This is a genomic window from Streptomyces sp. DSM 15324 (assembly GCF_001514285.1).
Lineage (GTDB): Bacteria > Actinomycetota > Actinomycetes > Streptomycetales > Streptomycetaceae > Streptomyces.
Genome location: NZ_KQ949031.1, coordinates 309,819 through 334,616, shown reverse-complemented (window position 1 = coordinate 334,616; position 24,798 = coordinate 309,819). Strand labels below are relative to the sequence as shown.

The 24,798-nt window shown below is 73.7% G+C and carries 18 protein-coding genes; 10 read left to right on the top strand and 8 right to left on the bottom strand.

The window, feature by feature from the left end:
* Nucleotides 1–60 precede the first annotated feature (60 nt).
* The 5 genes from AQJ58_RS27635 to AQJ58_RS27615 all read right to left on the bottom strand — a co-directional run bounded on the left by AQJ58_RS27635 (nt 61) and on the right by AQJ58_RS27615 (nt 6,905).
* Nucleotides 61–633: a phosphatase PAP2 family protein gene (locus tag AQJ58_RS27635; protein WP_067254951.1), complete on the bottom strand. Its 573-nt coding sequence runs from the start codon at nt 631–633 to the stop codon at nt 61–63.
* On the bottom strand, nt 626–1,972 hold the full coding sequence (locus AQJ58_RS27630; protein WP_067254948.1) for a diacylglycerol/lipid kinase family protein: 1,347 nt from the start codon (nt 1,970–1,972) through the stop codon (nt 626–628). Before AQJ58_RS27630 ends, AQJ58_RS27635 begins: the two co-directional genes overlap by 8 nt.
* An 83-nt stretch (nt 1,973–2,055) precedes the next feature.
* The gene (locus AQJ58_RS27625) at nt 2,056–3,756 is read right to left on the bottom strand and encodes a hypothetical protein (RefSeq protein ID WP_067254946.1); all 1,701 of its coding nucleotides are present in this window, start codon (nt 3,754–3,756) and stop codon (nt 2,056–2,058) included.
* Between the two features lie 143 nt (nt 3,757–3,899).
* Nucleotides 3,900–5,990: a DUF1996 domain-containing protein gene (locus tag AQJ58_RS27620; protein WP_067255183.1), complete on the bottom strand. Its 2,091-nt coding sequence runs from the start codon at nt 5,988–5,990 to the stop codon at nt 3,900–3,902.
* 198 nt (nt 5,991–6,188) lie between these two features.
* Nucleotides 6,189–6,905: a hypothetical protein gene (locus AQJ58_RS27615; RefSeq protein WP_234360319.1), complete on the bottom strand. Its 717-nt coding sequence runs from the start codon at nt 6,903–6,905 to the stop codon at nt 6,189–6,191.
* Nucleotides 6,906–7,288: 383 nt separating this feature from the next.
* Between AQJ58_RS27615 and AQJ58_RS27610 the strand changes: the two genes are divergently transcribed.
* The 5 genes from AQJ58_RS27610 to AQJ58_RS27590 all read left to right on the top strand — a co-directional run bounded on the left by AQJ58_RS27610 (nt 7,289) and on the right by AQJ58_RS27590 (nt 16,292).
* Nucleotides 7,289–7,951, top strand: coding sequence for a lipoprotein (locus tag AQJ58_RS27610; RefSeq protein WP_067254943.1), 663 nt, complete (start codon nt 7,289–7,291; stop codon nt 7,949–7,951).
* Nucleotides 7,952–8,446: 495 nt separating this feature from the next.
* On the top strand, nt 8,447–10,939 hold the full coding sequence (locus AQJ58_RS27605; RefSeq protein WP_079079270.1) for a SpoIIE family protein phosphatase: 2,493 nt from the start codon (nt 8,447–8,449) through the stop codon (nt 10,937–10,939).
* Between the two features lie 102 nt (nt 10,940–11,041).
* The gene (locus AQJ58_RS27600; RefSeq protein ID WP_234360315.1) at nt 11,042–13,750 is read left to right on the top strand and encodes a SpoIIE family protein phosphatase; all 2,709 of its coding nucleotides are present in this window, start codon (nt 11,042–11,044) and stop codon (nt 13,748–13,750) included.
* Between the two features lie 144 nt (nt 13,751–13,894).
* Entirely contained in the window at nt 13,895–15,259 is a 1,365-nt protein-coding gene (locus AQJ58_RS27595; RefSeq protein ID WP_067254937.1) for an FAD-dependent oxidoreductase, read from the top strand.
* Nucleotides 15,260–15,326: 67 nt separating this feature from the next.
* Nucleotides 15,327–16,292 (top strand): DUF1152 domain-containing protein, encoded by a 966-nt coding sequence (locus AQJ58_RS27590; protein ID WP_067254934.1) that lies wholly within the window; start codon nt 15,327–15,329, stop codon nt 16,290–16,292.
* 22 nt (nt 16,293–16,314) lie between these two features.
* Here AQJ58_RS27590 and AQJ58_RS27585 read toward each other — a convergent pair whose 3' ends face one another.
* A complete protein-coding gene (locus tag AQJ58_RS27585) occupies nt 16,315–18,090 on the bottom strand; it encodes a serine/threonine-protein kinase (protein WP_067254933.1) in 1,776 nt (591 codons plus the stop codon).
* A 180-nt stretch (nt 18,091–18,270) separates the two neighbouring features.
* On the opposite strand from AQJ58_RS27585, the gene AQJ58_RS27580 reads away from it, so the two are divergent.
* A complete protein-coding gene (locus AQJ58_RS27580) occupies nt 18,271–18,879 on the top strand; it encodes a hypothetical protein (RefSeq protein ID WP_067254930.1) in 609 nt (202 codons plus the stop codon).
* A gap of 90 nt (nt 18,880–18,969) precedes the next feature.
* Here the strand turns inward: AQJ58_RS27580 and AQJ58_RS27575 are convergent, their stop codons facing one another.
* Both AQJ58_RS27575 and AQJ58_RS27570 read right to left on the bottom strand, forming a co-directional pair.
* The gene (locus AQJ58_RS27575; protein WP_067254927.1) at nt 18,970–19,452 is read right to left on the bottom strand and encodes a roadblock/LC7 domain-containing protein; all 483 of its coding nucleotides are present in this window, start codon (nt 19,450–19,452) and stop codon (nt 18,970–18,972) included.
* A 198-nt stretch (nt 19,453–19,650) separates the two neighbouring features.
* The gene (locus AQJ58_RS27570) at nt 19,651–20,076 is read right to left on the bottom strand and encodes an ATP-binding protein (RefSeq protein WP_067254925.1); all 426 of its coding nucleotides are present in this window, start codon (nt 20,074–20,076) and stop codon (nt 19,651–19,653) included.
* A gap of 195 nt (nt 20,077–20,271) precedes the next feature.
* Here AQJ58_RS27570 and AQJ58_RS27565 point away from each other — a divergent pair, with 195 nt between their 5' ends.
* The 4 genes from AQJ58_RS27565 to AQJ58_RS27550 all read left to right on the top strand — a co-directional run bounded on the left by AQJ58_RS27565 (nt 20,272) and on the right by AQJ58_RS27550 (nt 24,786).
* Nucleotides 20,272–21,039 carry an IclR family transcriptional regulator gene (locus AQJ58_RS27565; protein WP_067254921.1) on the top strand — a complete coding sequence of 256 codons (768 nt, stop codon included), beginning with the start codon at nt 20,272–20,274 and terminating at the stop codon, nt 21,037–21,039.
* A gap of 76 nt (nt 21,040–21,115) precedes the next feature.
* Nucleotides 21,116–22,630, top strand: a complete 1,515-nt coding sequence (glpK, locus tag AQJ58_RS27560) for a glycerol kinase GlpK (RefSeq protein ID WP_067254918.1) — start codon at nt 21,116–21,118, stop codon at nt 22,628–22,630.
* A gap of 143 nt (nt 22,631–22,773) precedes the next feature.
* A complete protein-coding gene (locus tag AQJ58_RS27555; RefSeq protein WP_067255179.1) occupies nt 22,774–24,003 on the top strand; it encodes a PP2C family protein-serine/threonine phosphatase in 1,230 nt (409 codons plus the stop codon).
* 99 nt (nt 24,004–24,102) lie between these two features.
* Nucleotides 24,103–24,786 (top strand): DUF4389 domain-containing protein, encoded by a 684-nt coding sequence (locus tag AQJ58_RS27550; RefSeq protein WP_067254915.1) that lies wholly within the window; start codon nt 24,103–24,105, stop codon nt 24,784–24,786.
* Nucleotides 24,787–24,798 lie beyond the last annotated feature (12 nt).

Below are 24,798 nucleotides of genomic sequence, written 5' to 3'. Positions count from 1 at the left end.
TCGGGACGCCGGGCCCGACCCCACCCCTTCCTGTACTGCGGCTGCTGCGGCAGCCGGTGATCAGCGTTCCGCGCGGGCGGCGAGGGAGAGCACCAGGGCCGCCGAGCCCGTGCCGAGGAGCGCGCCGGCGATGACGTCCCCGGGGTAGTGCACGCCGGTGTGGACCCGGGAGTAGCCGACGGCGCAGGCGAGCGCGCCCAGCGGGACGGCGGCGGCCGGGAGCGCCGGGCCGACCGCGGCGGCGAACGCGACGGCCGAGGCGGTGTGCCCGGACGGGAAGGACGCCGACGCCGGCATGGGCACATGACGGCCCGGGAACGGCGAGTCCTCGGCCCGGTGCGGCCGCCGGCGCCGCACCAGCCGCTTGCCGACCAGGTTCGCGGTCGCCGAGGCCACCCCGATGGCGGCCACGCCCAGGACGGCGGCGCGGCGCGAGCGGCCGCCGCACAGGGCCAGGCCGGCGGCGACCGCGAAGGACAGCTTGGAGTGGTCGGCGGCCGCGGACAGCCGGCGCAGCGCGGTGTCCAGGGTGGGGGTCCGGGTGATGGTGACCGTCTCGTAGAGCGCCTGGTCGAGGGTGGCGAGGTCGTGGACCAGGTCCGGGGTGGTGAGCTTCGGCAGGCGGTCAGACATCGTAGGCATCCTTGATCGTCTTGGGGTCGTGATGGCCGAGGGCGAGACGCACGATGCGCCGCCAGTCGACCGTCGGTGGCGCGTAGGCGGCGCCGGGGCGGTGCCGGGGCACCCGCACCCGGAGCACACTGGGCCGTACGGTGCACACCACCGGGGTGGGCAGTTCGAGCGCCTCGCCGTCGACGGCCACCGATATGCGGTCCCGGTCGGCCTCGACGACCACGCGGTGGGCTGTGAGCGTGGTGATGCCGCTGGCCCGTTCGCCGAGCACGGCGAGTTCGGCGGCATGGGCGGCGCCCTCCACGCGGACGCCGATCACGCCGAGCAGGCCGGCGTCCAGCCGGGGGCGGCGGCCGCCGCCGAACGGGTCGGCGCGGGCGTAGGCGTTGTTGCTGACCAGGAGGGCCTGCGGGGCGTGCAGCAGGGTGTCGTCGGCGCGGACGTCGAGGGTCGGCCCGGCGCCGCCCTGGAGCAGGTCGGGCAGGTGCTCCAGGGCGGTGGCGGCCTTGGCGTCGCGGTACTCGGGGTTCTGCACGATCTCGGCGTACGCCCCGAAGGAGACGGTGTTGACGAAGGGCCGCCCGTCGACGTCCCCGAGGTCCACGCGGAGTTCGACACCCTGGGTGAGGGCGCCGAGGCTGAGCGCGGGGTCGGCGCGGTCCAGGCCGAGATCCATCGCGAAGTGGTTGCGGGTGCCGGCCGCGATGACCACGAAGGGCACGTCGTGCTCGGCGGCCACGGCGGCGACGAGCGCCTGGGTGCCGTCGCCGCCCGCGACGCCGAGCAGGTCAGCGCCCTCGGCGACGGCCTTGCGGGCCTCCTCGGCCGGGTCGGTCCAGCCCTCGCCGGTGCCGAGCAGCACGACCTTGGCGCCCAGCGCCTCGGCGCGCGCGACCAGGCCGAACTTCTCGACCTTCCCGCCGCCCGACCGCACGTTCATGATCAGGACGGGGTGGCGGGGCGGTGGGACGCGGTGGCCGTGGGTGCCCTTGGGACGGCGCAGACTGCGCAGCGACTGACGGGCCGAGGCCAGGGCGGCTCCCCACAGGGCGACGGCGCCGATCGCGACCACCCAGAGTCCGGAGGTGGCGTACAGGACCAGGACGCCCACGGGCGCGAGGAGGGCGATCACCCCGCCCAGGAACCGGGCACCGCCGCGGTGGGCGAGCATCCACCACACGCCGGCCCCGGCGAGGGCGAGACCGGCGAGGCCGGTGAGCAGGACGACCCAGCCCCCGGACCCGGCGCCGCCCGCCACCACCGCCGCGCAGCCGAGGACGAGGACCAGGGCGAGGCGGGCCCATCTGCGTGCGCGGGCGACGGCGTCCTTGGCCGTCATCCCCACGGTCCACTTCGAAAGCGTCTCGTTCACCGTGCGCCCGCCATGCTCCGGGTCCCCTCGAGTATCTGGACAGCAGTCGGTCAATTGTCCATGGCACAGCAATCCGGAGTCGCCGCCGGGTCGTTGGAAGGCTCCAGACGGCAGAAGCAGGACGCCCGGACGGGTACGTCGGCCAGCGCGGCCGCGAGCTTCAGCTGCTGGGCGACGATCCGGGCCTCGGCGTCCTTGCCCCGGCGGACCAGACATTCGTGGAAGCCGTGCAGGGACCAGACGTTGCCCGGGTGCTGGGAGGGCCGCGGCAGGGTGTCGTCGAGCCCGAGATCGGCACGGTAGACGGCCTCCGCCTCGGCGACCCGGCCCTGTTCCAGGAGCAGCGCGCCGTAGGCGTGCCGGGTGGGCTGCATCCAGCCCCACGGCTCGTCGTACGGCAGCCCGTCGTCGAGGGCGATCGACCGTTCGAGGGCGGCGAAGGCGAGGTCGTGTCGGCCCTTGCGGTACTCCAACTCGCCGTCCAGCATCGCGTCGGCGATCGCGAGGATGTCCGCGCAGGTGTTGTTGAACAGCATGCGGGTCTCCTGGACCCGTCCGGCCGCCGCCCGGAACAGCCCGCGTTCCGTCTCGGCCTGCGGCACCCGGCCGGTGGCCGAGAGGGCGACCCCGCGGGCGTAGTGCAGCAGGGCCGTGGTGAAGCTGTAGAGGCCGGCGTCGGCGGGGAACGGCAGGGCGAGGATGTCGTCCCAGCGGCCGAAGCGGATCAGGACGTGGAACCGCATGCCGAGGAAGGCCTCCAGCCAGTCGGCCATGGGCGGGCTCTCCACCCGCAGCAGTTCCTCCGGGACGGTGGCCTCCAGACGGTCCACGGTCTCCAGGGCCGTCCCGCACTGGCCGAGGAACATCGCGCCGTAGATCTTGAAGTGGAGGTTGTGGCACCGGTACAGCGTGTAGAAGTTCATCGGGCCGGACCGGGCGAGCACCTTCGCGTCGGCGGCGATCGCGGCGCTGTTGTCGGTGACGACCCGCCGGTAGTCGCCGCAGAGCACGTCCAGGTGCGAGGGCATGTGCTGGAGGTGCCCGGCGTCCGGCACCAGTCCGCGCAGCCGGTCGGCGACCCGCAGGGCGGCCTCGGGGGTGGGCGACATCTCCATGAGGTGGACGTAGAAGTGCAGCAGTCCGGGGTGCGCGGCCGACGCCGGATCGGCGAGCGCCCGGTCGAGCACCTCCTGGGCCTGCCGGGTGCGGGCGCCTTCGGCGGGGCGGCCGGTGCGCACGTCCCACAGCTGCCAGGGGGTCAGGTTCATCAGGGCGTCGGCGTAGAGGGCGGCCACGTCGAGATCGCCGGGGGCCAGCTCGTGGACGGCGCGCATGGCGTCGGCGTACGGCTCGTTCCACACCGCGCAGTCCGGGGCGGGCCGGGTCTGCGGATAGCGGGCGCGCAGGGCACCGATCAGTGCCCGCTCCACGGGAGTCGCCCCGGCCGCCTTGTCGTGGGCGAGCTCCACGGCGGCGTGGGTACGGGCCACGGTCCGCTCCAGGTCCCGGTCGTCGAAGAACTCCCACGGCTTGTTGTAGTTGGGGCCGAGGGCGTAGGCGATGCCCCAGTACGCCATCGCGCAGTCGGGGTCGGCCCGGGCCGCCGCCTCGAAGCAGACCACGGCCTCCTCGTGGTGGAAGGCGTACGACCACACCAGTCCGCGGTCGAACCACAGCTGCGCCTTGGGCGAGGAGGTCGTCACGGGCCGGCCGTGGCTGCCGAGGTCGTAGTAGTGGTCCACGGATTCCATGGTGCTCCCCTCGTCGCGCGGCGGCTCGATCGACGTATACCGCGCGGACCGGTGCCGCGGCGGTGGGGCGGGGGCGGGAGCACCCGTACGGGGTGAGGGGCCCGTCGGCGCAACGACGGACCCCTCTGCCGTGACGCGGTGTCTCAGGCGGTGCGGCGGACGTTCCGGTAGAGCACGACGAACCCGGCGATCACCAGGAGGCCACCGGCGGCCGCGGGCCACAGGGAGCCGCCGGTCTCGGCGAGGCTGCCCGAGACGGCCTGGGGCTCGGTCACGTTGCCGGTGCCGCCGGGGGGCTGGGCGCCGCTGCCGGCGGGCGCCTGGGTGGCGCTGTCGGCCGGGGTCTGGGGAGCGCTGCCGGCCGGGGCCGCCGTGCCGGTGTCGTCGTCGCCCGTGTCCACCGGGGCCCGGGGCCGGTCCGGCGTCGTGGCGGCGGTGCCGACCTCGCCGACCGGCTCGGCGGCGGGGGCGGAGGTGGCCGCCTTGGGAGCGTCGGCGCCGGGCCTGGTGTCGGCACGGGTGTCCGTGCCGGCCGGGGCGCCTGCGTTGCCGGAGTTCCCCTTCTGGGGCTCCGTGCCGGCCGGCTCGGTCGCCGGGGACTCGGGGGCCTGGGACTCGGCGGGGGGCTGGGACTCGGCGGGGGGCTGCTGTCCTTCGCCACCCGAGGCGCCGTCCGAGCCGCCGGTGGATCCGCCGACGGAGCCGCCGTTCGCACCGCCGTCGGAACCGTTGCCGGAGCCGCCGTCGGAACCGTTGCCGGAGCCGTTGTCCCCGCCGGTGCCGGAACCGCCGTCCGAGCCGTTGCCGCCGGCCCCGTCGTCGCCCGGTCCCGCGCCGCAGTCGCGGCCCTCGTTAATGCAGTCGACCATCTGCTTCATCAGGCCCTCGTCGAAGACGTTGATGAAGTCGCCGTGGTCCGTCACCGGCTTGTGCAACTGCTCGGGGAAGGAGTCCACGGCGAACAGCGGCGTCGTACGGCCGCCGTCGTCGAGGCTCGGCGCGTCCACGTCGTAGACGATGCGCTGCACCAGCTGCGGGATGGCCTTGAAGCCGGTCGGGCAGGTGCCGTCGGGGGCGGCGAAGGCCACGTGGGTGCGGTGGTTGGCGCTGTCGATGTTGCTGCCGTCCCAGCAGCTCTGGAAGCGGAAGGTGCGCACCACGTCGCTGCCGGACGGGCACAGCGGGTACTTGTCCTTCAGCTGCCGGTCCTCGAAGCCGGTGCAGCTCCAGGAGGCGTTGGCGTTGCCCGGGCCGTTGACGAAGGCCTTGGCGTCACCGGTGATGATGCGCAGCAACCGGGGCATCTCGGTGACCTGGGAGACCGGGTTGCCGACGAAGGTCAGTGTCACCTCCTTCGGGGTGACGATCTCACCCGCGTTGCCCTCGATGCCGCCGCCGGGGCTCTTGGCGTCCTTTTCCTCGGTGCCGTTCTGGAGCCGCAGGACCGGCCAGTAGTACGTGGACTTGTCGCCCGGGTCCACACAGCTCGTCTCGGCGTTCGCCAGGTCGTCGTCGGAGGCGAAGGCGGTGTTGGACTGGTTGCCGACGTAGTCGTGGAAGTGGTGGGCGCCGTTGCTGACGCCGGGGGCCACGATGACGTTGTCCGAGTTGAACAGGCCGTTCTCGTTCACTCCGCAGCTGGTGACGAAGGTGCCGCGGGAGGGGCCGGAGCGGGGGTCGAGCGGGAGTGAGGCCGGGACGGTCCTGATGTCGACGTAGTCCCCGGCGACGGGACCGTTGCCGGCCTGCCCGCCGTTGCCCTGTTGGCCGTTCTGACCGGGCTCCTGAGCCGAGCCCTGTCCCTGGCCTGCGTTCTGCCCCTGCCCCTGTCCCTGTCCCTGCTGCTGGCCCTGCTGGTTCTGTTCGTCGGTGACGCGCAGGGAGCAGGCGGCGAGCGCGTCCAGGCCGTCCGGGCGGTCGCCGTCGCGGGCGACGGCCTCCGCGATCCGGCCGATCGTCGCGGCCCGCTTCTCCTTCAGCGGGTTCATCACCGCGTTGTCGGCGAAGCCCCGGTCCTGCCGTACCGCCTGCGCCTGGTCCTGGAGTTGCTGGTAGGCGGCGGCTATCTGCTGGTCCAGGGCGGCGAGTTCGCGGTCGACCTCGGAGCGGGCGCCGTCGGGGACGGAGGTGAGGCTGTTGCCGACGTCGGGACAGTCGATGGTGACCGAGCCTCCCCCGGTCAGTTCCACCGTGTCGCCGTTGGAGGTGGCCGAGGCGTAGACGTTCACCGCCATCAGCCCACCGCCGCCGAGGATCAGGGCGACGGCGGCGAAGGTGGCCCGCCGTCCGCCCGTCGGGCGTCTGCGTCTGTTCTGTACCAAGGAGTGCTCCTACGCGAATTCGTCGTCGGCCACCTGGACATGGAAATCCCCCGGCCCATACGCAGCCGGAGGCACAAGTGTTCAACCGACGCACGAATTCATAGCAAGATCTCAGGCGGAGCGCGTCGGCGGCCCCTCGGGAGCCGTGGCGGACAGCAGCGCGGGCGCCCTGAACAACCGCCGGAGGTGGGCTCGTTCGTGGTACAGGCCGAGCACCACGGCGGCGGCGACGGCTATCAGATGCTCACGGCCGGCCAGGTTGGGCTTGGCGATCGACTCGACGACCATCGAACCGCCGGTGAGGAAGAACACGACGGGGGCGCGGCGCACCACCGACAGGTAGGTGAACAGGCCCACGACGGCGGCGGAGGGGCCGGTGTCGAGCACCTGGCCCGCCTCGGGCGGCAGTCCGAGGCCCCACCAGCCGGGCCCCATCGCGATCATCACCCGCACGCTGAGGGTGCCGGCCAGGGTGGCGGCGTAGGCGACGGCGAGGGTCCTGAGCCGGCCGAGGGCGAGTTCGGCCAGGGCGAAGGCCAGGAAGAGCTGGGTGATGCCGGCCCATACCGGCAGGTCGAGGGCGGGGACGTAGAGGGAGACGGGGGTGCGCAGGAGGGCCAGCCACAGCGGGAGGTCGCCCTGGACGCCGCCGAGGATCCGCACGGCGGTGGCACCGGTCGGGTTCTGGGCGATGGCGTGGAAGAAGATCACCCCGCCGCAGGCCACGCACGCGAGGAGCAGCGCCTTGGGGCCGCGTCGCCGGAGCTGGCGGAGGGGGTCGACGACGATGCCGTACAGCTCGTCGCGCAGGGTGCGCCAGACGAACACGGCCGCCCGCAGGGGGAGGCTGCGGCGCGGCTTCCGCTCGCCGTCCCCGGCACGGCCGGTGCGGCGTCCCTCCACCTCTGGACGCAGGATCACCAAGGGGTCCCCCAAGAAACTCGTCGCACGGACGTCCGTGTCCGGGCCGGTCGGAACAACTCCCCCAGCGGTGCGCGGCGGGATCGGCGCACGTCACCGACGGGGGACGCCACCGGCGGGTCGGCCGGTGTCGCCCTTGTGAAGACGCAATGAAGGCCTGCCAGGATCACTCCGACGCCGGTCGCGACTGCTCGCACCCAAACGGCGACAGAGTGTTACGTCTTTTCCGCTGCGGGACCGTCGACCTCGCGCGTTACAGTGCACCGCCTGCATCGAGAGGAGATCGCGGAGTGCGCCACGGGGTGGGGAACGGACGGCGGGGGCTGGTCCTGGCGGTCATGCTGACGGCGCTGGTCGGCGGCTGTTCGACGGGGGACGGGGAATCCGCTCCGGCCGGGGACGGGCCGTCGTCCCGGGCCGGCGTAGAGGTCGCGCGGCGCGGGGCGCGTGTGGGTCCGGCGGGGTCGGCCTGCGAGCTGCCGGTCACCTTCGACGTCGCCGAGCCCTGGAAGCCGAAGGCGGTCGACGCCGAGGCGTTGCCGGCGGGCGTGAGCGAGGACCTTGCGGATCTGGCCGACGCGTTCCTGCGCCAGGGGCCGGTCACCTTGGCCTGCGAGATCGACGCCAAGCCCGCGGGTTACATCGGCTTCCTCCGGGTGTGGACCGGCGAGCCGGGGGACGCCGATGCCCGGGCCGTGCTGGAGGACTTCGTCACCGCCGAGAAGGGTGCGGCGCGGGAGGAGTACCGCGCCTTCGAGGCGGGCGGCCTGCCCGCCACCGAGGTCGAGTACACCACGCCCGGCGGCGGGGAGTCCCGGACGGCCCACGCCTTCGCCGTGGTCACCCCCGACGGCCCGGTCGTCCTGCACCTCGGCGGCCTGGACGACGAGGAACACGAGGCGATGCTCCCGGCGTACGAACTGGCGAAGGCGACCCTGCACACCACGACCTGACCCTGCCGGCAGGCCCTCGGCGCCGGGCCGAGGGCCCGACACCCCTCCGGCGCGCAGGCCCCGCACCACCACAGGCACCCCCGGGCCCGCGCACCACCCCTCCGGCACGCCGGCACCCCGGGGCAGGCACCCCACGTCACCGACCCGCCCCGGCCCGACGCCGCCGGACGGGGGCCGCCCCTGCCCCACGACAGCCCGGCATCTCCCGCCGACCCACGCCACGAACCGCCCGAGCGCCGGTCAGCCCGCCTCCGCCCGCTCCCACCACCACACGCGGTACCCGCCCCTGCCGACGAGCCCGCCCCACCACCGGCCCCACGCCCCGCACCACGTCGTCACGCCGCCCGCCCCCGCCCGGCCCGTCCCGGCCCGCCGAGCGCCGGACTCCGCCCGTTCGCACCACCCCAATCGCCCCCGCCCGGATGCACAGCACCGCAGGTGTGGCGCATTCTTGCTGTGTCGACCACGCGGCGGCGCACGGACGAGGTAGGGCCGATGACTGGGAGCGCCGGGGACGAGCGGAGGCAGTCCGGGCCGCCGCCCGCGCCGCTGGTCGCGGCCTCGGTCGACGCGCTGCGGGCGGCGGACGGGCGGGCCTCCGGCGTGTACCTGCGCTCGCGAGCCCCCGGGATCATGCGGCTCGCGGTGATCGCCGGGCTGCCCGGCCGGCTGTTCCGGCCCTGGTGGCGGGTGCACGCGGAGCGGCCGTTCCCGGTGGTGGACGTCCAGCGGACGGGCGTACCGGTGGTGCTGGCGAACGCCACGGAGGCGATGCGCCGCTATCCGCAGCTCGCGGCGGGGCTGCCGTTCCCGTTCGGCTCGCTGTACCTCCCGGTCGCGGCGCAGGGCCGGTCCTTCGGGGTGCTGATCGTGCTGCGGGCGGCTGTCGCCGACGCGGCGGCGGTGCTGTCCGAGCAGGAGCGGCTGGCGCGGGTGGCGGACCGTCTCGCGGCGGAACTGGTGCGGCTGGAGGCCGAGGGCACGCCTGTCACCTGGGACGACGCCCCCGTGTGCGTGCGGCCGCCGGCGGCCGGGCCCGCGCCGGGCCGGGTCGGCCGGTTCTCGTGGGACCCGGTGTCCGACACCGTCCACGCCGACGACCGGGCGCGGGCGCTGTTCGGTCTGCCGCCGGGGGGCGTCCCCGGCACGCTGGGGGAGCTGGCGCGGGCCGTCGACCCGACGGACGCCCACCGCCTTCCCGACCTGCTGCGGGAGACGGCGCGGGGCAGCCCGCCGCCGCTGCCCCTGGAGGTGCGCACCACCGAGGGCGGGCTGCGGCTGCTGGAGCTGTGGGCGGCGGCCGAGGCGCCGGCCGGGTCCGTCACCGGCGTCCTGCTCGACCCGGGGGCCGGCGCCCTCGCCGACGGCGCGGCGGACCTGCTGCCGGAGGGCGTGTTCTGCCTCGACCGGCTGGGCCTGGTCGTGTACGCCAACGCGCGCGCCGCGCACTTCCTGGGCGTGGACCGCGAGGAGCTGGTCGGCCGGCCGCTGTGGGAGGCCGTACCGTGGCTGAACCAGCCGGCCGGCGAGGAGCATCTGCGGGGCGCCCTGCTGTCGCCGGAACCGGTGCACTTCCATGTGCGGCGGCCCGCCGACGGCCCGCGGGTGTTCGAGGGCGACTGGCTGAGGATGTCCGTCTACCCCGGCCCCGACCTGCTGACCTGCACCGCCGTCCCGGCGAGCCGGGTCCCGCCCGAAGCGGCCCCCGAACCGGTGGACACCGAGACACCGGCGCCGGACCCGGCCGCGCAGACCGCGCCGCTGTACCGGCCGATCGTGCTGGCGATCGCGCTCACCGAGGCGGTGACCGCCCGCCAGGTGTCGGAGGTGGTGATGCATGAGCTGCTCCCCGCCTTCGGCGGCCGTCGGCTCGCGATCTACCTGCTCCAGGAGCGGCATCTGTACCTGGCGTGGGAGAGCGGGTTCCCGGACGGGTTCCTCTCGGCGTTCGAGGGGGTGGGCCTGGACGCCCGGCTGCCCGGCGTGGAGACGCTGACGACGGGCCGTCCGCTGTTCTTCGACTCGATGCCGCAGCTGGCGGCCGCCTACCCGGGCATCGAGCTCGACGCGAGGGAGGGTGCCCGCGCCTTCCTCCCGCTGATCGCCTCGGGCCGCCCGGTCGGCTCCTGCATCCTCGGTTTCGACGGCCCGCGCACTTTCAGCCAGAAGGAGCGCACCGTGCTGACGGCGCTCGCCGGGCTGATCGCCCACGCCATGGAGAAGGCCCAGCGCTACGACACGGAGGCGGCCCTCGCGCGCGGTCTCCAGCAGGCCCTGCTCCCCCGGCGGCTGTCGCAGCACGCACGCGTGGAGACCGCGGGGCGCTACCTGCCGGGCACCGAGGGAATGGACGTGGGCGGCGACTGGTACGACGTGGTGGAGGCGGGCGACGGGCTCGCGCTGGTCATCGGGGACGTCCAGGGGCACGGGGTGCAGGCCGCGGCCACCATGGGACAGCTGCGCAGCGCGGTGCGGGCGTTCGCGCTCAGCGACCGTCCGCCGCAGGAGGTCCTGTCGGGCACGAACCGTCTCCTCATCGACCTCGACCCCGGCCAGTTCGCCAGTTGCTGCTACGTCCGGCTCGACCCGGCGACGGGCCGGGCGCGGGCGGCCCGGGCCGGTCATCTGCCACCGCTGCTGCGCGGGCCCGACGGCCGTACGACGGCGGTGGAGCTGCCGGGCGGGGTGGTGCTGGGGGTCGACCCGCGCGCCCGGTACCCGGTGACGGAGCTGCGGCTGGAGCCGGGCGCGATCCTGGCGCTGTACACGGACGGGCTGGTGGAGCGGCCCGGGCACGACATCGACGAGGGCATCGCGGCCCTGCGCGCGGCGCTCGACGGGGCGGGCGACGGGGCGGGGGGTTCCCTGGGGGAGGTCGCCGACCGGCTGACCGCGTCGGCCCGGCGGGCGGTGGACCGGGCGGACGACATCGCGCTGCTGCTCGCCACCCTCCCGCCCCGCCCTGAAGATCACGCAGAGGGAGCATGAGCAGCCGATCCGGTGACCCTTTGTGACGTTAAGGCGGGGCGTCTCCTGTGACCCTGTGCGACGCCTCTCGCCTCACGGGGCCGGGCAGTGTAGGAATGGCACATGGCACGTGTCCTGGGGCGCCCGAGTGCCCGGCCCGCCCGTCGTCCCCGGGGCCCGGGAGTCCGGCGTGCGCCGGAGTCCGCGCTGGGCGGGCGCAGTCTCGCGGCGCAGGTGTTCGTGTTGCAGGTGGCGATCGTGCTGCTGCTGGTCGTGGCGGCGGTCGTGGCGCTGCTGCTCCAGGTGCGCCACGACACCACGCAGGAGGCCCGCAACCGCTCCGTCGCCGTCGCGCAGACCTACGCCAACTCCCCCGGGATCGTCGAGGCGTTGCGCAGCCCGGACCCCACGGCCATGCTCCAGCCGTCGGCCGAGGCGGCCCGCAAGGCCGCCGACATGGACTTCATCGTCGTGATGAACACCGACGGCATCCGCTACACCCATCCCAAACCGGACCGCATCGGCAAGAAGTTCGTCGGGAACATCAAGCCCGCGCTGGAGGGCGGCACCGTCGTCGAGGAGGTCAACGGGACCATCGGCCGGCTGGTGCAGGCCGTCGTCCCGGTGAAGGCCCCCGACGGGACGGTCGTGGGGCTGGTGTCGTCGGGCATCACCACCCGGCACGTCGGCGGCAACGCGGACCGTCAGCTGCCGCTCCTCCTCGGCAGCGCCGCCGTGGCCCTCGCCCTGGCCACCGCGAGCACCGCGCTGGTCAGTCGCCGGCTGCTGCGGCAGACCCACGGTCTCGGGCCGCGCGAGATGACCCGGATGTACGAGCACCACGACGCCGTGCTGCACGCCGTGCGCGAAGGGGTGATCATCGTCGGCGGGGACGGCGAGCTGCTGCTCGCCAACGACGAGGCGCACCGGCTGCTCGACCTGCCGCCGGACGCCGAGCGCCGTCAGGTCCTGGACCTGGGCCTGGACCCCGGTACCGCGGAACTGCTGGCGTCGGGGCGGATGGTCACGGACGAGGTGCACCTGGTCGGCGACCGGCTGCTGGCGATCAACCAGCGGCCCACCGATCTGGCGGGCGGCCCGGAGGGGAGCGTGGCCACGCTGCGTGACTCCACCGAGCTGCGGGCCCTGTCCGGACGGGCGGAGGCGGCCCGGGAGCGCCTGGACCTGCTGTACGCGGCCGGGGTGGGCATCGGCACGAGCCTGGACGTCACCAGGACGGCGGAGGAGCTGACCGAGCTGGCGGTGCCGCGGTTCGCGGACTTCGTCACCGTCGACCTGTTCGACGCGGTGCTGGCGGGCGAGGAGCCCGAGGCGCGGGGCGCGCTGCGGCGCACGGCGGTGAGCGGCGTCCGCAAGGGTTCGCCGCTGTACGCGGTGGGCGAGCGGATCCGCTTCGTGGACTCGGCGCCGCAGGCCCGCGCGCTGGAGACGGAACGGGCCGTGCTGGAGGCGCGCCTCGCCCAGTCGCCGGGCTGGCGGGCGCAGGATCTGGAGCGGACCGAGCAGATCGTGGAGTTCGGCATCCATTCGCTGATCACCGTGCCGGTGCGGGCGGGGGCCCTGGTGCTGGGCGTGGTGAGCTTCCTGCGGTCGGAGCGGCCCGAGCCGTTCGACCCGGAGGAGGTGGCGCTGGCGGAGGAGCTGGTGGCACGGGCGGCGGTCTCCATCGACAACGCGCGCCGCTTCACCCGTGAGCACGGCATGGCGGTCACCCTCCAGCGCAGTCTGCTGCCCCGCACGTTGCCCGAGCAGAACGCGCTGGACATCGCCTACCGCTATCTGCCCGCGCAGGCCGGTGTGGGCGGCGACTGGTTCGACGTACTGCCGCTGTCCGGGGCGCGGGTGGCGCTGGTCGTCGGGGACGTGGTGGGGCACGGGCTGCACGCGGCGGCCACGATGGGGCGGCTGCGCACCGCTGTGCACAACTTCTCCGCGCTGGACCTGCCGCCGGAGGAGCTGCTCGGGCTGCTGGACGAGCTGGTGACCCGTATCGACCAGGACGAGGCGGCGGACGGGACGGCGGACGGGGCGCACGGTCCGGTGTCCGGGGCGACCTGTCTGTACGCGATCTACGACCCGGTGTCGCGGCGGTGCACGGTGGCCCGGGCCGGGCATCCGCCGCCGGCCCTGGTCCATCCCGACGGCCGGGTGGAGTACCCCGAGGTGCCGACCGGGCTGCCGCTGGGGCTGGGCGGGCTGCCGTTCGAGACGGCCGAGCTGGAGCTGGCCGAGGGCAGCCGGCTGGTGCTGTACACGGACGGGCTGGTGGAGGACCGGCAGCGGGACATCGACACCGGTCTGGAGCTGCTGCGGACGGCGCTGGAGCGCAGCGCCGACGGCACGCCGGACGAGGCCTGCCGCAGTGTCCTGGAGGAGCTGCTGCCGGCGCGCCCGAACGACGACATCGCGCTGATCGTGGCGGGCACCCGGGCGCTCGGCGCCGACCGGGTGGCCGAGTGGGACGTACCGGTGGATCCGGCCGCGGTGGGCGAGGTGCGCTCGGCGGTCGCGCGGCAGCTGGCCGAATGGGACCTGGAGGAGCTGTCGTTCACGACGGAGCTGATCCTGAGCGAGCTGGTCACCAACGCGATCCGCTACGGCATCGCGCCGGTCCGGGTGCGGTTGCTGCGCGACCGCACGCTGATCTGCGAGGTGTCCGACGCGAGCAGCACCTCGCCGCATCTGCGGTACGCGGCGATGACGGACGAGGGAGGCCGCGGGCTGTTCCTGGTGGCGCAGCTCACCGACCGCTGGGGCACCCGGTACACCCCCACGGGCAAGGTCATCTGGGCGGAACAGCCGCTTCCGTGAAGGGGTTTGTGCGCAGTGGTGCGCGCCCACTGGCTCATAAACGACGTTGATGAGTCCATAGACCGGACCCGCGTACCGACTTAGGTATGCCTCAGTTTAGGCTTCCCCCGAGTTGATCCGTCACCGCTCGAAGGGAACCTGATCATGACCCGCCCCCTGCGGGTAGCCATCGTCGGAGCCGGCCCCGCCGGGATCTACGCCGCCGACGCGCTGCTCAAGTCCGATGTGGCCGCCGACCCCGGTGTCTCCATCGACCTCTTCGAGCGGATGCCGGCCCCGTTCGGACTGATCCGCTACGGCGTGGCGCCGGACCACCCCCGGATCAAGGGCATCATCACCGCCCTGCACCAGGTCCTCGACAAGCCGCAGATCCGCCTGTTCGGCAACGTCGACTACCCGGCCGACATCTCGCTCGACGACCTGCGCGCCTTCTACGACGCCGTGATCTTCTCGACCGGCGCGATGGCCGACCGCGAGATGTCCATACCGGGGATCGAGCTCGACGGCTCCTACGGCGCCGCCGACTTCGTCTCGTGGTACGACGGCCACCCCGACGTGCCGCGCACCTGGCCGCTCCAGGCGGAGAAGGTCGCCGTGCTGGGTGTCGGCAACGTCGCCCTGGACGTCGCCCGCATCCTCGCGAAGACGGCCGACGAACTGCTGCCGACGGAGATCCCGCCGAACGTCTACGACGGTCTGAAGGCCAACAAGGCGCTGGAGATCCACGTCTTCGGCCGCCGCGGCCCGGCGCAGGCGAAGTTCTCCCCGATGGAGCTGCGGGAACTGGACCACTCCCCGAACATCGAGGTCGTCGTCGACCCCGAGGACATCGACTACGACGAGGGCTCGATCGCCACCCGGCGCGGCAACAAGCAGGCCGACATGGTCGCCAAGACGCTGGAGAACTGGGCGATCCGCGACACCGGCGACCGCCCGCACAAGCTCTTCCTGCACTTCTTCGAGTCGCCCTCGGAGATCCTCGGCGAGGACGGCAAGGTCGTCGGCCTGCGCACCGAGCGCACCGCCCTCGACGGCACCGGGAACGTCAAGGGCACCGGCGCGTTCAAGGACTGGGACGTCACCGCGGTCTACCGGGCGGTCGGCTACCTCTCCGAGAAGCTGCCCAAGCTGCCCTGGGACATCGACTCGGGCACGGTCCCGGACGAGGGCGGCCGGGTCATCGAGGAGAGCGGGGCGCACCTCCAGTCGGTGTACGTCACCGGCTGGATCCGGCGCGGCCCGATCGGTCTGATCGGCCACACCAAGGGCGACGCCAACGAGACCGTGGCGAACCTGCTGGCCGACCACGCGGGCGGCCGGCTGCACACCCCGTCCTCGCCGGAGCCGGAGGCGGTGGACGCGTTCCTCGCCGAGCGCGCGGTCCGCTTCACCACCTGGGAGGGCTGGTACAAGCTGGACGCCGCGGAGAAGGCGCTGGGGGTGCCGCAGGGCCGTGAGCGCGTGAAGCTCGTCGAGCGCGAGGACATGCTGCGGGAGAGCGGCGCATAGGCGCCCTCGTGACGGGAACCCCGGGTTCCGGGTGGGCGGCATGATCGCCGCCTGCTAGCTTCCCGGGGTGTTCTCCCTCCACGAGCCTCCCCTGTTCACCCGTCTGCGTGAGGCGCGGCGGGTACTCGTCGCCGGTGCCGGCGGCGGTTTCGACGTGTACGCGGGCCTTCCGCTGGCGCTCGCGCTGCGGTCGGCCGGCAAGGACGTCCACCTGGCGAATCTGTCCTTCACCGAGCTGTACGCCCAGCCCGACGAGGTGTGGCTGGAGCCGGACGTGGCGGCGGTGCGCCCGGACACCCCGGCCCGCGGCGACTACTTCCCCGAGCACGCCCTGGCGCGCTGGCTCGACGGCCAGGGACTGCCCGCCACCGTGTACGCCTTTCCCCGCACCGGCGTCGCCCCGCTGCGCGACGCCTACCGGAGGCTGGTGGACCGTCTGGGCGGGGTCGACGCGGTCGTCCTCGTGGACGGTGGCACGGACATCCTGATGCGCGGCGACGAGCACGGGCTGGGCACGCCCGAGGAGGACATGGCCAGCCTGGCGGCCGTGCACGCCCTGGACGGGGTGGAGCACCGGCTGGTGGCCAGCCTGGGCTTCGGCGTGGACGCCTACCACGGCGTCAACCACGCGCTCGTCCTGGAGAACCTGGCCGCCCTCGACCGCGAGGGGGCCTACCTCGGCGCGTTCTCCCTTCCCCGGGAGAGCCGTGAGGGGAGCCTGTACCTGGACGCGGTGGCACACGCCCAGGCCTGCACGCCGGGGCATCCGAGCATCGTCCACGGCTCCGTCGCCGCCGCCGTGCGCGGCGAGTTCGGCGATGTGCGCTTCACCGAGCGCACCCGGGGCAGCGAACTCTTCGTCAATCCGCTGATGGCGGTGTACTTCTGCGTGGACGCGGTCGGTCTGGCCCGCCGCAACCTCTATCTCGACCGCCTCGCGGACACCGTCCTCGTGCGGCAGATCAGCACCCGCATCGAGGAGTTCCGCGAGGAACTCCCCGTCCTGCGGCAGCCCCGGGCGTTCCCGCACTGAGGCGGCGGCCCGGGCGCCCGGGTCAGCCGCCGTCGCGCGGGTGGGCCTCGATCACGTTGCCCTTCTGGTCGGCCTCCAGATAGGCACCGCCGTAGTCGTCGACGAGGTAGATGTTCATCGTCGGCGGGTCGTTGAAGATCGTGGACGCCGGATTGATCACCAGGTAGCGCATGGTCGGGTGGGGGATGTTGAGCACCTTCTTGGCCTTGGTGAGCAGTGCGGGCACCTTGTCCCAGTCGAAGCTGTCCAGGTCGACCGGGGTCTCGCCGCTGAACACGGTGCCGCCGGGACCGTTCTTCACGGCCACGTCCCCGCCCCGGTACTCGTAGCGGTCGTAGAGCTTGGGGTTGCCGGCGACCGGGGCCGCGGCGATGGCGTACTCCGGGTAAACGGTGAGGTCGGTGACCTTGGAGCCGCCCATGGCGGCCTTCAGCTTCGTCACGACCGTGTGCACGCCGTCCGCCGAGAGCAGGTCGAGCTTCTGCCCGGACTGCCCGCCGGACGAGGAATCCGTGGCGGAGGAGCCCGGGCGGGGGCTCGCCACGGCGGAAGCGGAGGCGGACGACGAGGAGGACCCGGAGGTCCTGGGGGACCCGCCGTCACCGGCGCCGCCCCGCAGCAAGGGGCTCACGTACCACGCCAGCACACCGGCCAGGACGGTTCCGGTGACGGCCGAGGCGACCACGAGGGCGCCGCTGCGGCGCGGCCGGCGGGGAAGGCCGGAGCCCGGGACCGTGACCGCGCCGGGCGCGGGCGCGGGGAACGGGGCCGGGGTGGGGCCGCCGGCGGGCGGGGAGATCGGGTAGGAGGTCGGCGCGCCGGTGAAGGCGGGGGGCTGCCCGCCGTAGGGCGAGGGGCCGTAACCGGTGGGCGCCGGGCCGAACCCGGTGGGCGGGCCCGGCACGGCGGCGTCGCCGGCCGGCGCGCCGAAGGCGCCCGGCGTCACGTCCCCCGGTGCCTCCCCCGTCACCGCGGCGAGCAGCCGGTCGACCTCCTCTGCCTCGGGGCGGGCCTGCGGGTCGCGCACGAGGAGCGCGGTGAGGAGACCGGCCAGCGGCCCCGCCTGCCGCGGGGGCGGAACGTCCTCGGCGAGTACGGCGGCCAGGGTGGCGAGGGTGCTGGAGCGGCGCAGCGGATGGTGGCCCTCCACGGCGACGTAGAGCAGCATGCCCAGGGACCAGAGGTCGGCGGACGGGCCGCCGTCCTTGCCGCTGACGCGCTCCGGTGCCATGAAGTCGGGCGAGCCTATGACGGAGCCGGTCGCGGTGAGGCTGGTGGCCTCGCGCAGGGCGGCGATGCCGAAGTCGGTGAGGACGGGCCGTCCGTCGGGGCGCAGCAGCACGTTGGCCGGTTTCACATCGCGGTGCTCGATGCCGACGGCGTGCGCGGCGCGCAGCGCGGACAGCACCTCGCGCCCCAGCCGTGCGGCCTCCACCGGCGTCAACGCGCCCTGCTGGAGCCGGTCCTGGAGCGAGCCGCCCGTGACCAGCTCCATCACGATCCAGGGATACGTGTTCTCGCCGCCGTCGACGATGTGGTGGATGGTGACGACATTGGGGTGGTGGACGCGGGCCAGGGCACGGGCCTCCCGCAGGACGCGCTCCCGGAGGGTGCGGGCGCCCTCGGGGTCGTATTCGGCCAGTGCCGGATCCGGTGGCCGTACCTCTTTCACGGCCACGTCGCGGTGCAGAGCGAGGTCGCGGGCGCGCCACACCCACCCCATGCCTCCGCCTCCGAGCCGGTGCAGCAGCTCGAATCGGCCGTCGATGACGCGTCTGTCGGGTTCCCCGGTGTTCATGGGGGGAGCTTAGGGGTAGACGCGGACAGTGGTGTGTCCGCCAAGGGGGGCACAGCGCGAATGGTCCGCCCCGGCACGGGCATGCTGTGAACGAGGTCACTTTCTTCCGGCGGGCCGCCGTGCCGGAACCACTCCGGACTCGTCGCCCTCCCCCCACGATCGCCACGAAGGACATGTGCTTTGGCTCTTACGTACCCTGACGCCCCCTCGGCCCGCCGCCCCGGCCGCTGCTGGACGATCCGCGTGGTCGGGCACCGGGACCGCACCGCCTCGGTCACCTGCTCGTCGGCGTGTGCGATGCCGCCGCGGTCCCGGGACCTCGCGGCGCTGCGCCGCTTCGCGGAGGCCCACGCGGCCGCGCACGCCAGAGCGGCGGCGGTGCATCACGACGCCGCCTGCTGGTGCCGGCGCCAGCGGTGCGCGCTGCACGAGGGCACCCGGGTCACCTGCGCGGGCACGGTCGTCCTCGTGCTGCGGCACGATCCGGCGGTCGCCCAGGTGTGGACGCTCACCGAAGTGTGCTCCGCCTGCGCCCCCTTGATGCCGCACGCGCGGGTGATCAGCCGTGCCGTTCCGCCGCCGCCCCCGCCCCGGGACGGGGAGCGAGAGGGCCACGCCCGTCCCCCTTCGCCCGTGCCCGTGCCCGCGTCCCCGACGGTGGCGCCGCCCCGGACGGTCCCCAGCGGCTTCAGCGCTCCCGCGAACCTCGGCCCCGGCCCGGAACGGGTGGGAACCCGCCGACGTGCCACGGCCCGGCGCCGCGGCCGCGCGGAGGGCCCCACCGGCTGAACCGCCTCGGCGGCCGGTGCCTCCGCGCCACCCGGCACCCCCGCACGCCCGGTACCCCGTACGCCCGGTGCGGTTTCCCGCCCCGCGCGCTCAGGAGCCGTAGCGGGACTGCGGGGGGATGCGCAGGGGCAGGGAGCCCAGGCTGCGGGGCGGGAGAGCGGGGGGCGGCGGCTCGTCCGGGAGGCGGGGGCGGTCGGGGGGCGCGGAGGTCGTCATCAGTTCGGCGATACGGGTCCCGCTGCGCCGCCCTTCGAGATGGAGCCGGCCGACGTTGACCCGGTCGTCCGCGAGCAGCGTGAGCACGGCGGACGGGCCGGCCGCGTAGGTCGCGACGTATCCCCCGGCACCCCGGACGAGCAACTCGCGGAACTCCCCGCGCGCCGCGAGGTCGGCCATCCGGCGGCCGACGCCCAGCGCCGCGGCGGTCAGCGCCGCCAGCGCCTCCGCCTCGACGTCGGGCATGTCCCTGGCGAGGACGAGCCCGTCGGCGCTGGCCGCCAGCGCCCCCCTCAACTGCGGCACGCATGTGCGCAGCCGGTGCAGTTCGTGCAGAACCTCGGCCTCGACGGCCATGACCGTGTCCTTTCGGCGCGTGGGCGGCAGGAGCGGTTCAAGTGCGGGGCGGGGAAGGGTCGTTGAAGCGACCCTGAGCGTGCGGGTGAGACCGAGGTTACGGAAAGTACCGGCCACGGGGGACCCCTTTGGCATTTTCCGCTGGAACATGCTGCCGTCGATCACGCGCGCCGACGCGCGATCAGGAAGAACGCCCGTTCACGCGGCGACGAGATCCGCCCACCGCGTGACCCCGCCGGAGTGCACCCGCTTGCCGTGTGCCGTGGCCAGGGCGTGCACGATCTGCTCGCCGCGGCCGTGCTCGTCGGGGTCGATGTCCGCGCGGACCTGGCCGGGCACCAGGGCGGGACCCGCGTCGGTGACCTCCACGCGCAGCGTGCCGGGCCCCTCGCCCCGCATCCAGGAGAGTCGCAGCTCCGCCGGGGGCAGGGCGTGCACGATCGCGTTGGTGAGCAGCTCCGACACCACGAGGAGCGAGTCGTCGACGATGTCCTCGGACACCTTCCAGGCCGCCAGGACCTCCCCCACGCGCCGGCGGACGGCTGCGACGGCCCCGGGGACGGGCGGCAGCGGACACACGTGTTCCACTGTCTCCCGGGGCAGTATGCCGAGCTGTACCGCCATCTTCTCTCCTCCGGTGAATGCCGTCTGCCGATACCGGGCACCGGCACCACTGCCGGACCCCAGTGCACGTTAGGGACGACGGCGGAGGAGGGTCAACGAATCGCGGTCGGCATTGCCGAACGCCACCGACCGGGAGGTGATCGGGGGCCGGGCGCAGCGGGGGCGAGCGGCTCGCCGCGGTAATAGGCTCGGCTCATGACCGGCCCGGTCCAGTCGATCGAACGGGCGGCGGCGATCCTGCGTCTCCTCGCCGGCGGACCCCGTCGTCTCGGGCTCGGCGAGGTGGCGGCCTCGCTCGGGCTGGCGAAGGGCACCGCCCACGGCATCCTGCGCACCCTGCAACACGTGGACTTCGTGGAGCAGGACCCCGCCACCGGAAAGTACCAGCTCGGGGCAGCCCTGCTGCACCTCGGCACCAGCTACCTCGACGTCAACGAACTGCGCTCGCGGTCCATCAACTGGGCCGACGCGCTCGCGGCCCGCAGCGGGGAGTCGGTCCGGCTGGGCACCCCCCTGGAGGGCAGGGTCCTGGTCGTCCACCATGTGTTCCGGCCGGACGACACCTTCCAGACCCTGGACGTGGGCTCACTGCTGCCGCTGCACGCCTCCTCCCTCGGCAAGGTCCTGCTCGCCTTCGGTACCGCGCCGCTGGACTCGGCCCTGGATTCGGGGCTGGAGGCCTACACCCGGCACACCCTGGTCGAGCGGGGCCGGCTGACCCGGGCGCTGGCCGAGATCCGGGAGCGGGGCTGGGCCGCCGAGGTGCAGGAGATGAGCATGGGAGAGGCCGGGGTCGCCGCGCCGATCCGCGGGCACGGCGGGCTGGTGGTCGGCGCGATCGGCCTGTCCGGCCAGCTCGAACGGATCTGCGACAGCCAGGGGCGCCCCCGGTCGAACCTGATCAACCTGCTGCGGGAGGCCGCACGGGCGATCTCCCGGGACCTGGGCGCGAGCCGCTGGTGACCGCGTCCCGCGTCCAAGAGCCCGGATCCGCAAGCGGCCGGACAGCCCGTCGAAGAGTCGGAAGGGAGACCCGATCATGGTCGAGCGCTATGTGATGTCCATCGACCAGGGCACCAACTCCACCCGATGCATCCTCTTCGACCACCACGGACGGCTCTCCTCGGTCGCCCAGCGCGAGCACCAGCAGCACTTCCCCCGGCCCGGCTGGGTCGAGCACGACGCCGTCGAGATCTGGCGCAACCTCCAGCGGATCGTCCCCGAGACGCTCTCCGGCGCCGGCGTCGGGGCCGAGGACGTCGCCGCGATCGGCCTCGCCAACCAGCGCGAGACCATGGTGGTCTGGGACCGCGGCACGGGCGCCCCGCTGGGCCGCGCGATCGTCTGGCAGGACACCCGCACCGAACCCCTGGTCACGGCCCTGCGGACCGATCCCGGGGACGAGTTCTTCCTGGAGCGGTGCGGCCTGCCCCCGTCGACCTATTTCTCCGCGCTCCGGCTGAGCTGGCTGTTCGACCATGTCGACGGGCTGCGGCGACGCGCCGAGAACGGCGAGGTGCTGTGCGGAACGATCGAGAGCTGGCTGATCTGGAACATGACCGGCGGCCCGGACGGCGGGCTGCACATCACCGACGCCACCAACGCCGGCCGCACCATGCTGATGAACATCCGCACCCTGACCTGGGACGAGGAGCTGCTCGCCTTCTTCGGGGTGCCGCGCGCCATGCTGCCCGAGATCCGGTCCTCAGCCGAGCACTACGGCACCGCCCGGTCGCTGCTGCCCGGCGTGCGGATCACGGCGGCCCTCGGCGACCAGCAGGCCGCCCTGTTCGGCCAGACCTGTTTCGCCCCGGGCGAGGCGAAATGCACGTACGGGACGGGCAGCTTCCTGCTGCTCAACACCGGCGGCGACCTGGTGCGGTCCCGGCACGGGCTGCTCTCCACGGTCGCCTACAAGATCGGGGAGCAACCGCCGGTGTACGCCCTGGAGGGCTCCATCGCCGTCACCGGCTCGCTGGTGCAGTGGTTCCGCGACCGGCTGGGGCTGATCAGCAGCGCGCCGGAGATCGAGACGCTCGCCCGCACCGTCGAGGACAACGGCGGCTGCTACATCGTCCCCGCCTTCTCCGGGCTGTTCGCGCCGCACTGGCGCAGCGACGCGCGGGGAGTCATGGTCGGTCTGACCTCGTACATCACCAAGGGCCATCTGGCCCGGGCGGTGCTGGAGGCCACCGGCTGGCAGACCCGGGAGGTGGTGGACGCCATGAACGCCGACTCCTCGGTGCCCCTGAAGCAGCTCAAGGTGGACGGCGGGATGACGGCCGACAACCTGCTGATGCAGTTCGTGGCCGACGTCCTCGACGTGCCCGTGGTGCGGCCCATGGTCGCCGAGACGGTCTCCCTCGGCGCGGCCTACGCCGCCGGGCTCGCCGCCGGCTACTGGCCCGATCTGGAGGGACTGCGCCGCAACTGGCACCGGGCGGCCCAGTGGATCCCGGACATGGACCCGGCGCGGCGCGAGGCGGAGTACGAGAACTGGAAGCGCGCCGTCGAACGGTCACTCGGCTGGGTGACACCGCCGAGGGCGCCGTGACCGGAGCGGCCCTCGTCCCCGGCACGGCGTCGCCGGCGGACGGCTCCGCCCGCCGGGACTCGTCGTCGGGCTGACCGGGCCGGGTCCGCACTCCTATCGTGGAACGGCACATCGACGCCCGGCGCGAACCAGACAGGCAGGACATGAGGAAACCGCGGATCGACTACACGGCGGTGTTCCGGGCCCTGCCCGGCATGGTGGCCCTGCTCACCCCGGACCTGGTCTACGCCGACGCCAACGACGACTTCGTACGGCTGTCCGGGCGCACCCGTGAGCAGCTGGTGGGCCGCTACATCTTCGACGTCTTCCCCGAGAACCCCAACGATCCGGCGGCGGCCGGCCGGCAGGAGACCGAGACGTCGATGCTGCGCACGGTGGCCACCGGCGAGCGGGACACGATGGCGCTGCTGCGCTACGACCTCGAGGACCCCGACCGGCCCGGTCAGTGGCAGGAGCACTTCTGGAGCCCGGTCAACGCACCCGTCCGCGGCCCCGACGGGCAGGTGGAACTGATCGTGCACCGGGTGGAGGAGGTCACCGAGCTGATCCGGGCCTTCGGCGGGCCGGGCGACGACAGCCGGGCCCGGGTGCTGGAGGCCGAGCTGTACACCCGTGCGCGGGAGCTCCAGGAGGTCAACGAGCGGCTGCGCCGGGCGCACGCCCATGAGCGCGAGGTCGCCCTGGCCCTCCAGGCGGCGATGCTGCCCGCGCCGGGCCCGACCGGGGAGCACGCGGCGGCGGTGCGCTACCGGCCCGCGATCGGGTCGCTGAACGTGTGCGGCGACTGGTACGACCTCGCCGATCTGCCGGACGGGAACCTCGCGGTCGCGGTCGGTGACGTCGTCGGACACGGTCTGGCCGCGGCCTGTGTCATGGGGCAGCTGCGCAGCGCGCTGAGCGCGGCCTGCCGGGTGGCCGACGGTCCGGGCCAGGCCCTGGAGGCGCTCGGTCTGTACGCCCGCTCGGTGGACGGCGCCGAGTCCACCACGGTCGTGTCGACGTTCATCGACTGGGCCGAGCGGACCGTGACCTACAGCAGCGCGGGCCATCCGCCCCCGGCGCTGCTGGACCCCGACGGCACGGTCCGCTTCCTCGACGAGGCCACGGACCCGCCGCTCGCGGCCCGTCCCCGGCACCTCGCGCGCCCGCAGGCCCGCACGTCCTTCACGGAGGGCTCCACGCTCGTGCTGTACACCGACGGGCTGGTCGAACGGCGTACGGAGGACATCGACACCGGTCTCGACCGGCTGGCCGACTCCCTGGTCCGGCACCGCGAGGACGACCCCGAGCAGCTCGCCGACGCCCTCCTCGCGGATCTCCTCCCGGCGACCGGCAACACCGACGACACCGCCCTGATCGTCATCCGCCTCTGATCCCCGCGCTGCCCCGGATGGCCCCGCGCCCCCTGCGCCATGGAGCCACAGGGGGCAGAGTGGAAGAAGAAGCACAGGTGACGTCAGGAGGCGGGAGCAATGACGCATCCCCTGCCCGCGCCGGTCCGGGTGACCGCACGGCTCGACGCACCCCTGTCGCGCTGGCTGTGGCTGGTGAAGTGGATCCTGGTCATCCCGCACGTCGTGGTGCTGTTCTTCCTCTGGATCGCCTTCTCGGTGGTCTGGGTGATCGCCTTCTTCGCGATCCTGTTCACCGAGCGCTACCCGCGGGCCCTGTTCGACTTCAACCTCGGCGTGCTGCGCTGGAGCTGGCGGGTCACCTACTACGCGTACGGGGCCCTGGCCACCGACCGCTACCCGCCGTTCAGCCTGGGCGAGGAGCCCGACTACCCGGCCCGGCTGGACATCGTCCACCCCGAGCGGCTCTCCCGCGGCCTGGTCCTGGTGAAGTGGTGGCTGCTGGCCATTCCGCACTACATCGTCGTGGGCTTCTTCGTCGGCAGCTGGGGGTACGGCTGGTGGAACGGCGGTCTGGTGACCGTGCTGGCGATCATCGCCGCCGTGATCCTGCTCTTCACCGAGAAGTACCCCCGGGACCTGTTCGACCTGATCACCGGGCTGAACCGCTGGGTCCTGCGGGTCGCGGCGTACGTCACCCTGATGACGGACGTGTATCCCCCGTTCCGTCTCGACATGGGCGGTCCCGACCCCGCCCCCGAGCCCGGCCCCGAGCCGTCGACGCGTACGGGACCGCCCTGGTGACCTCCGCGCACC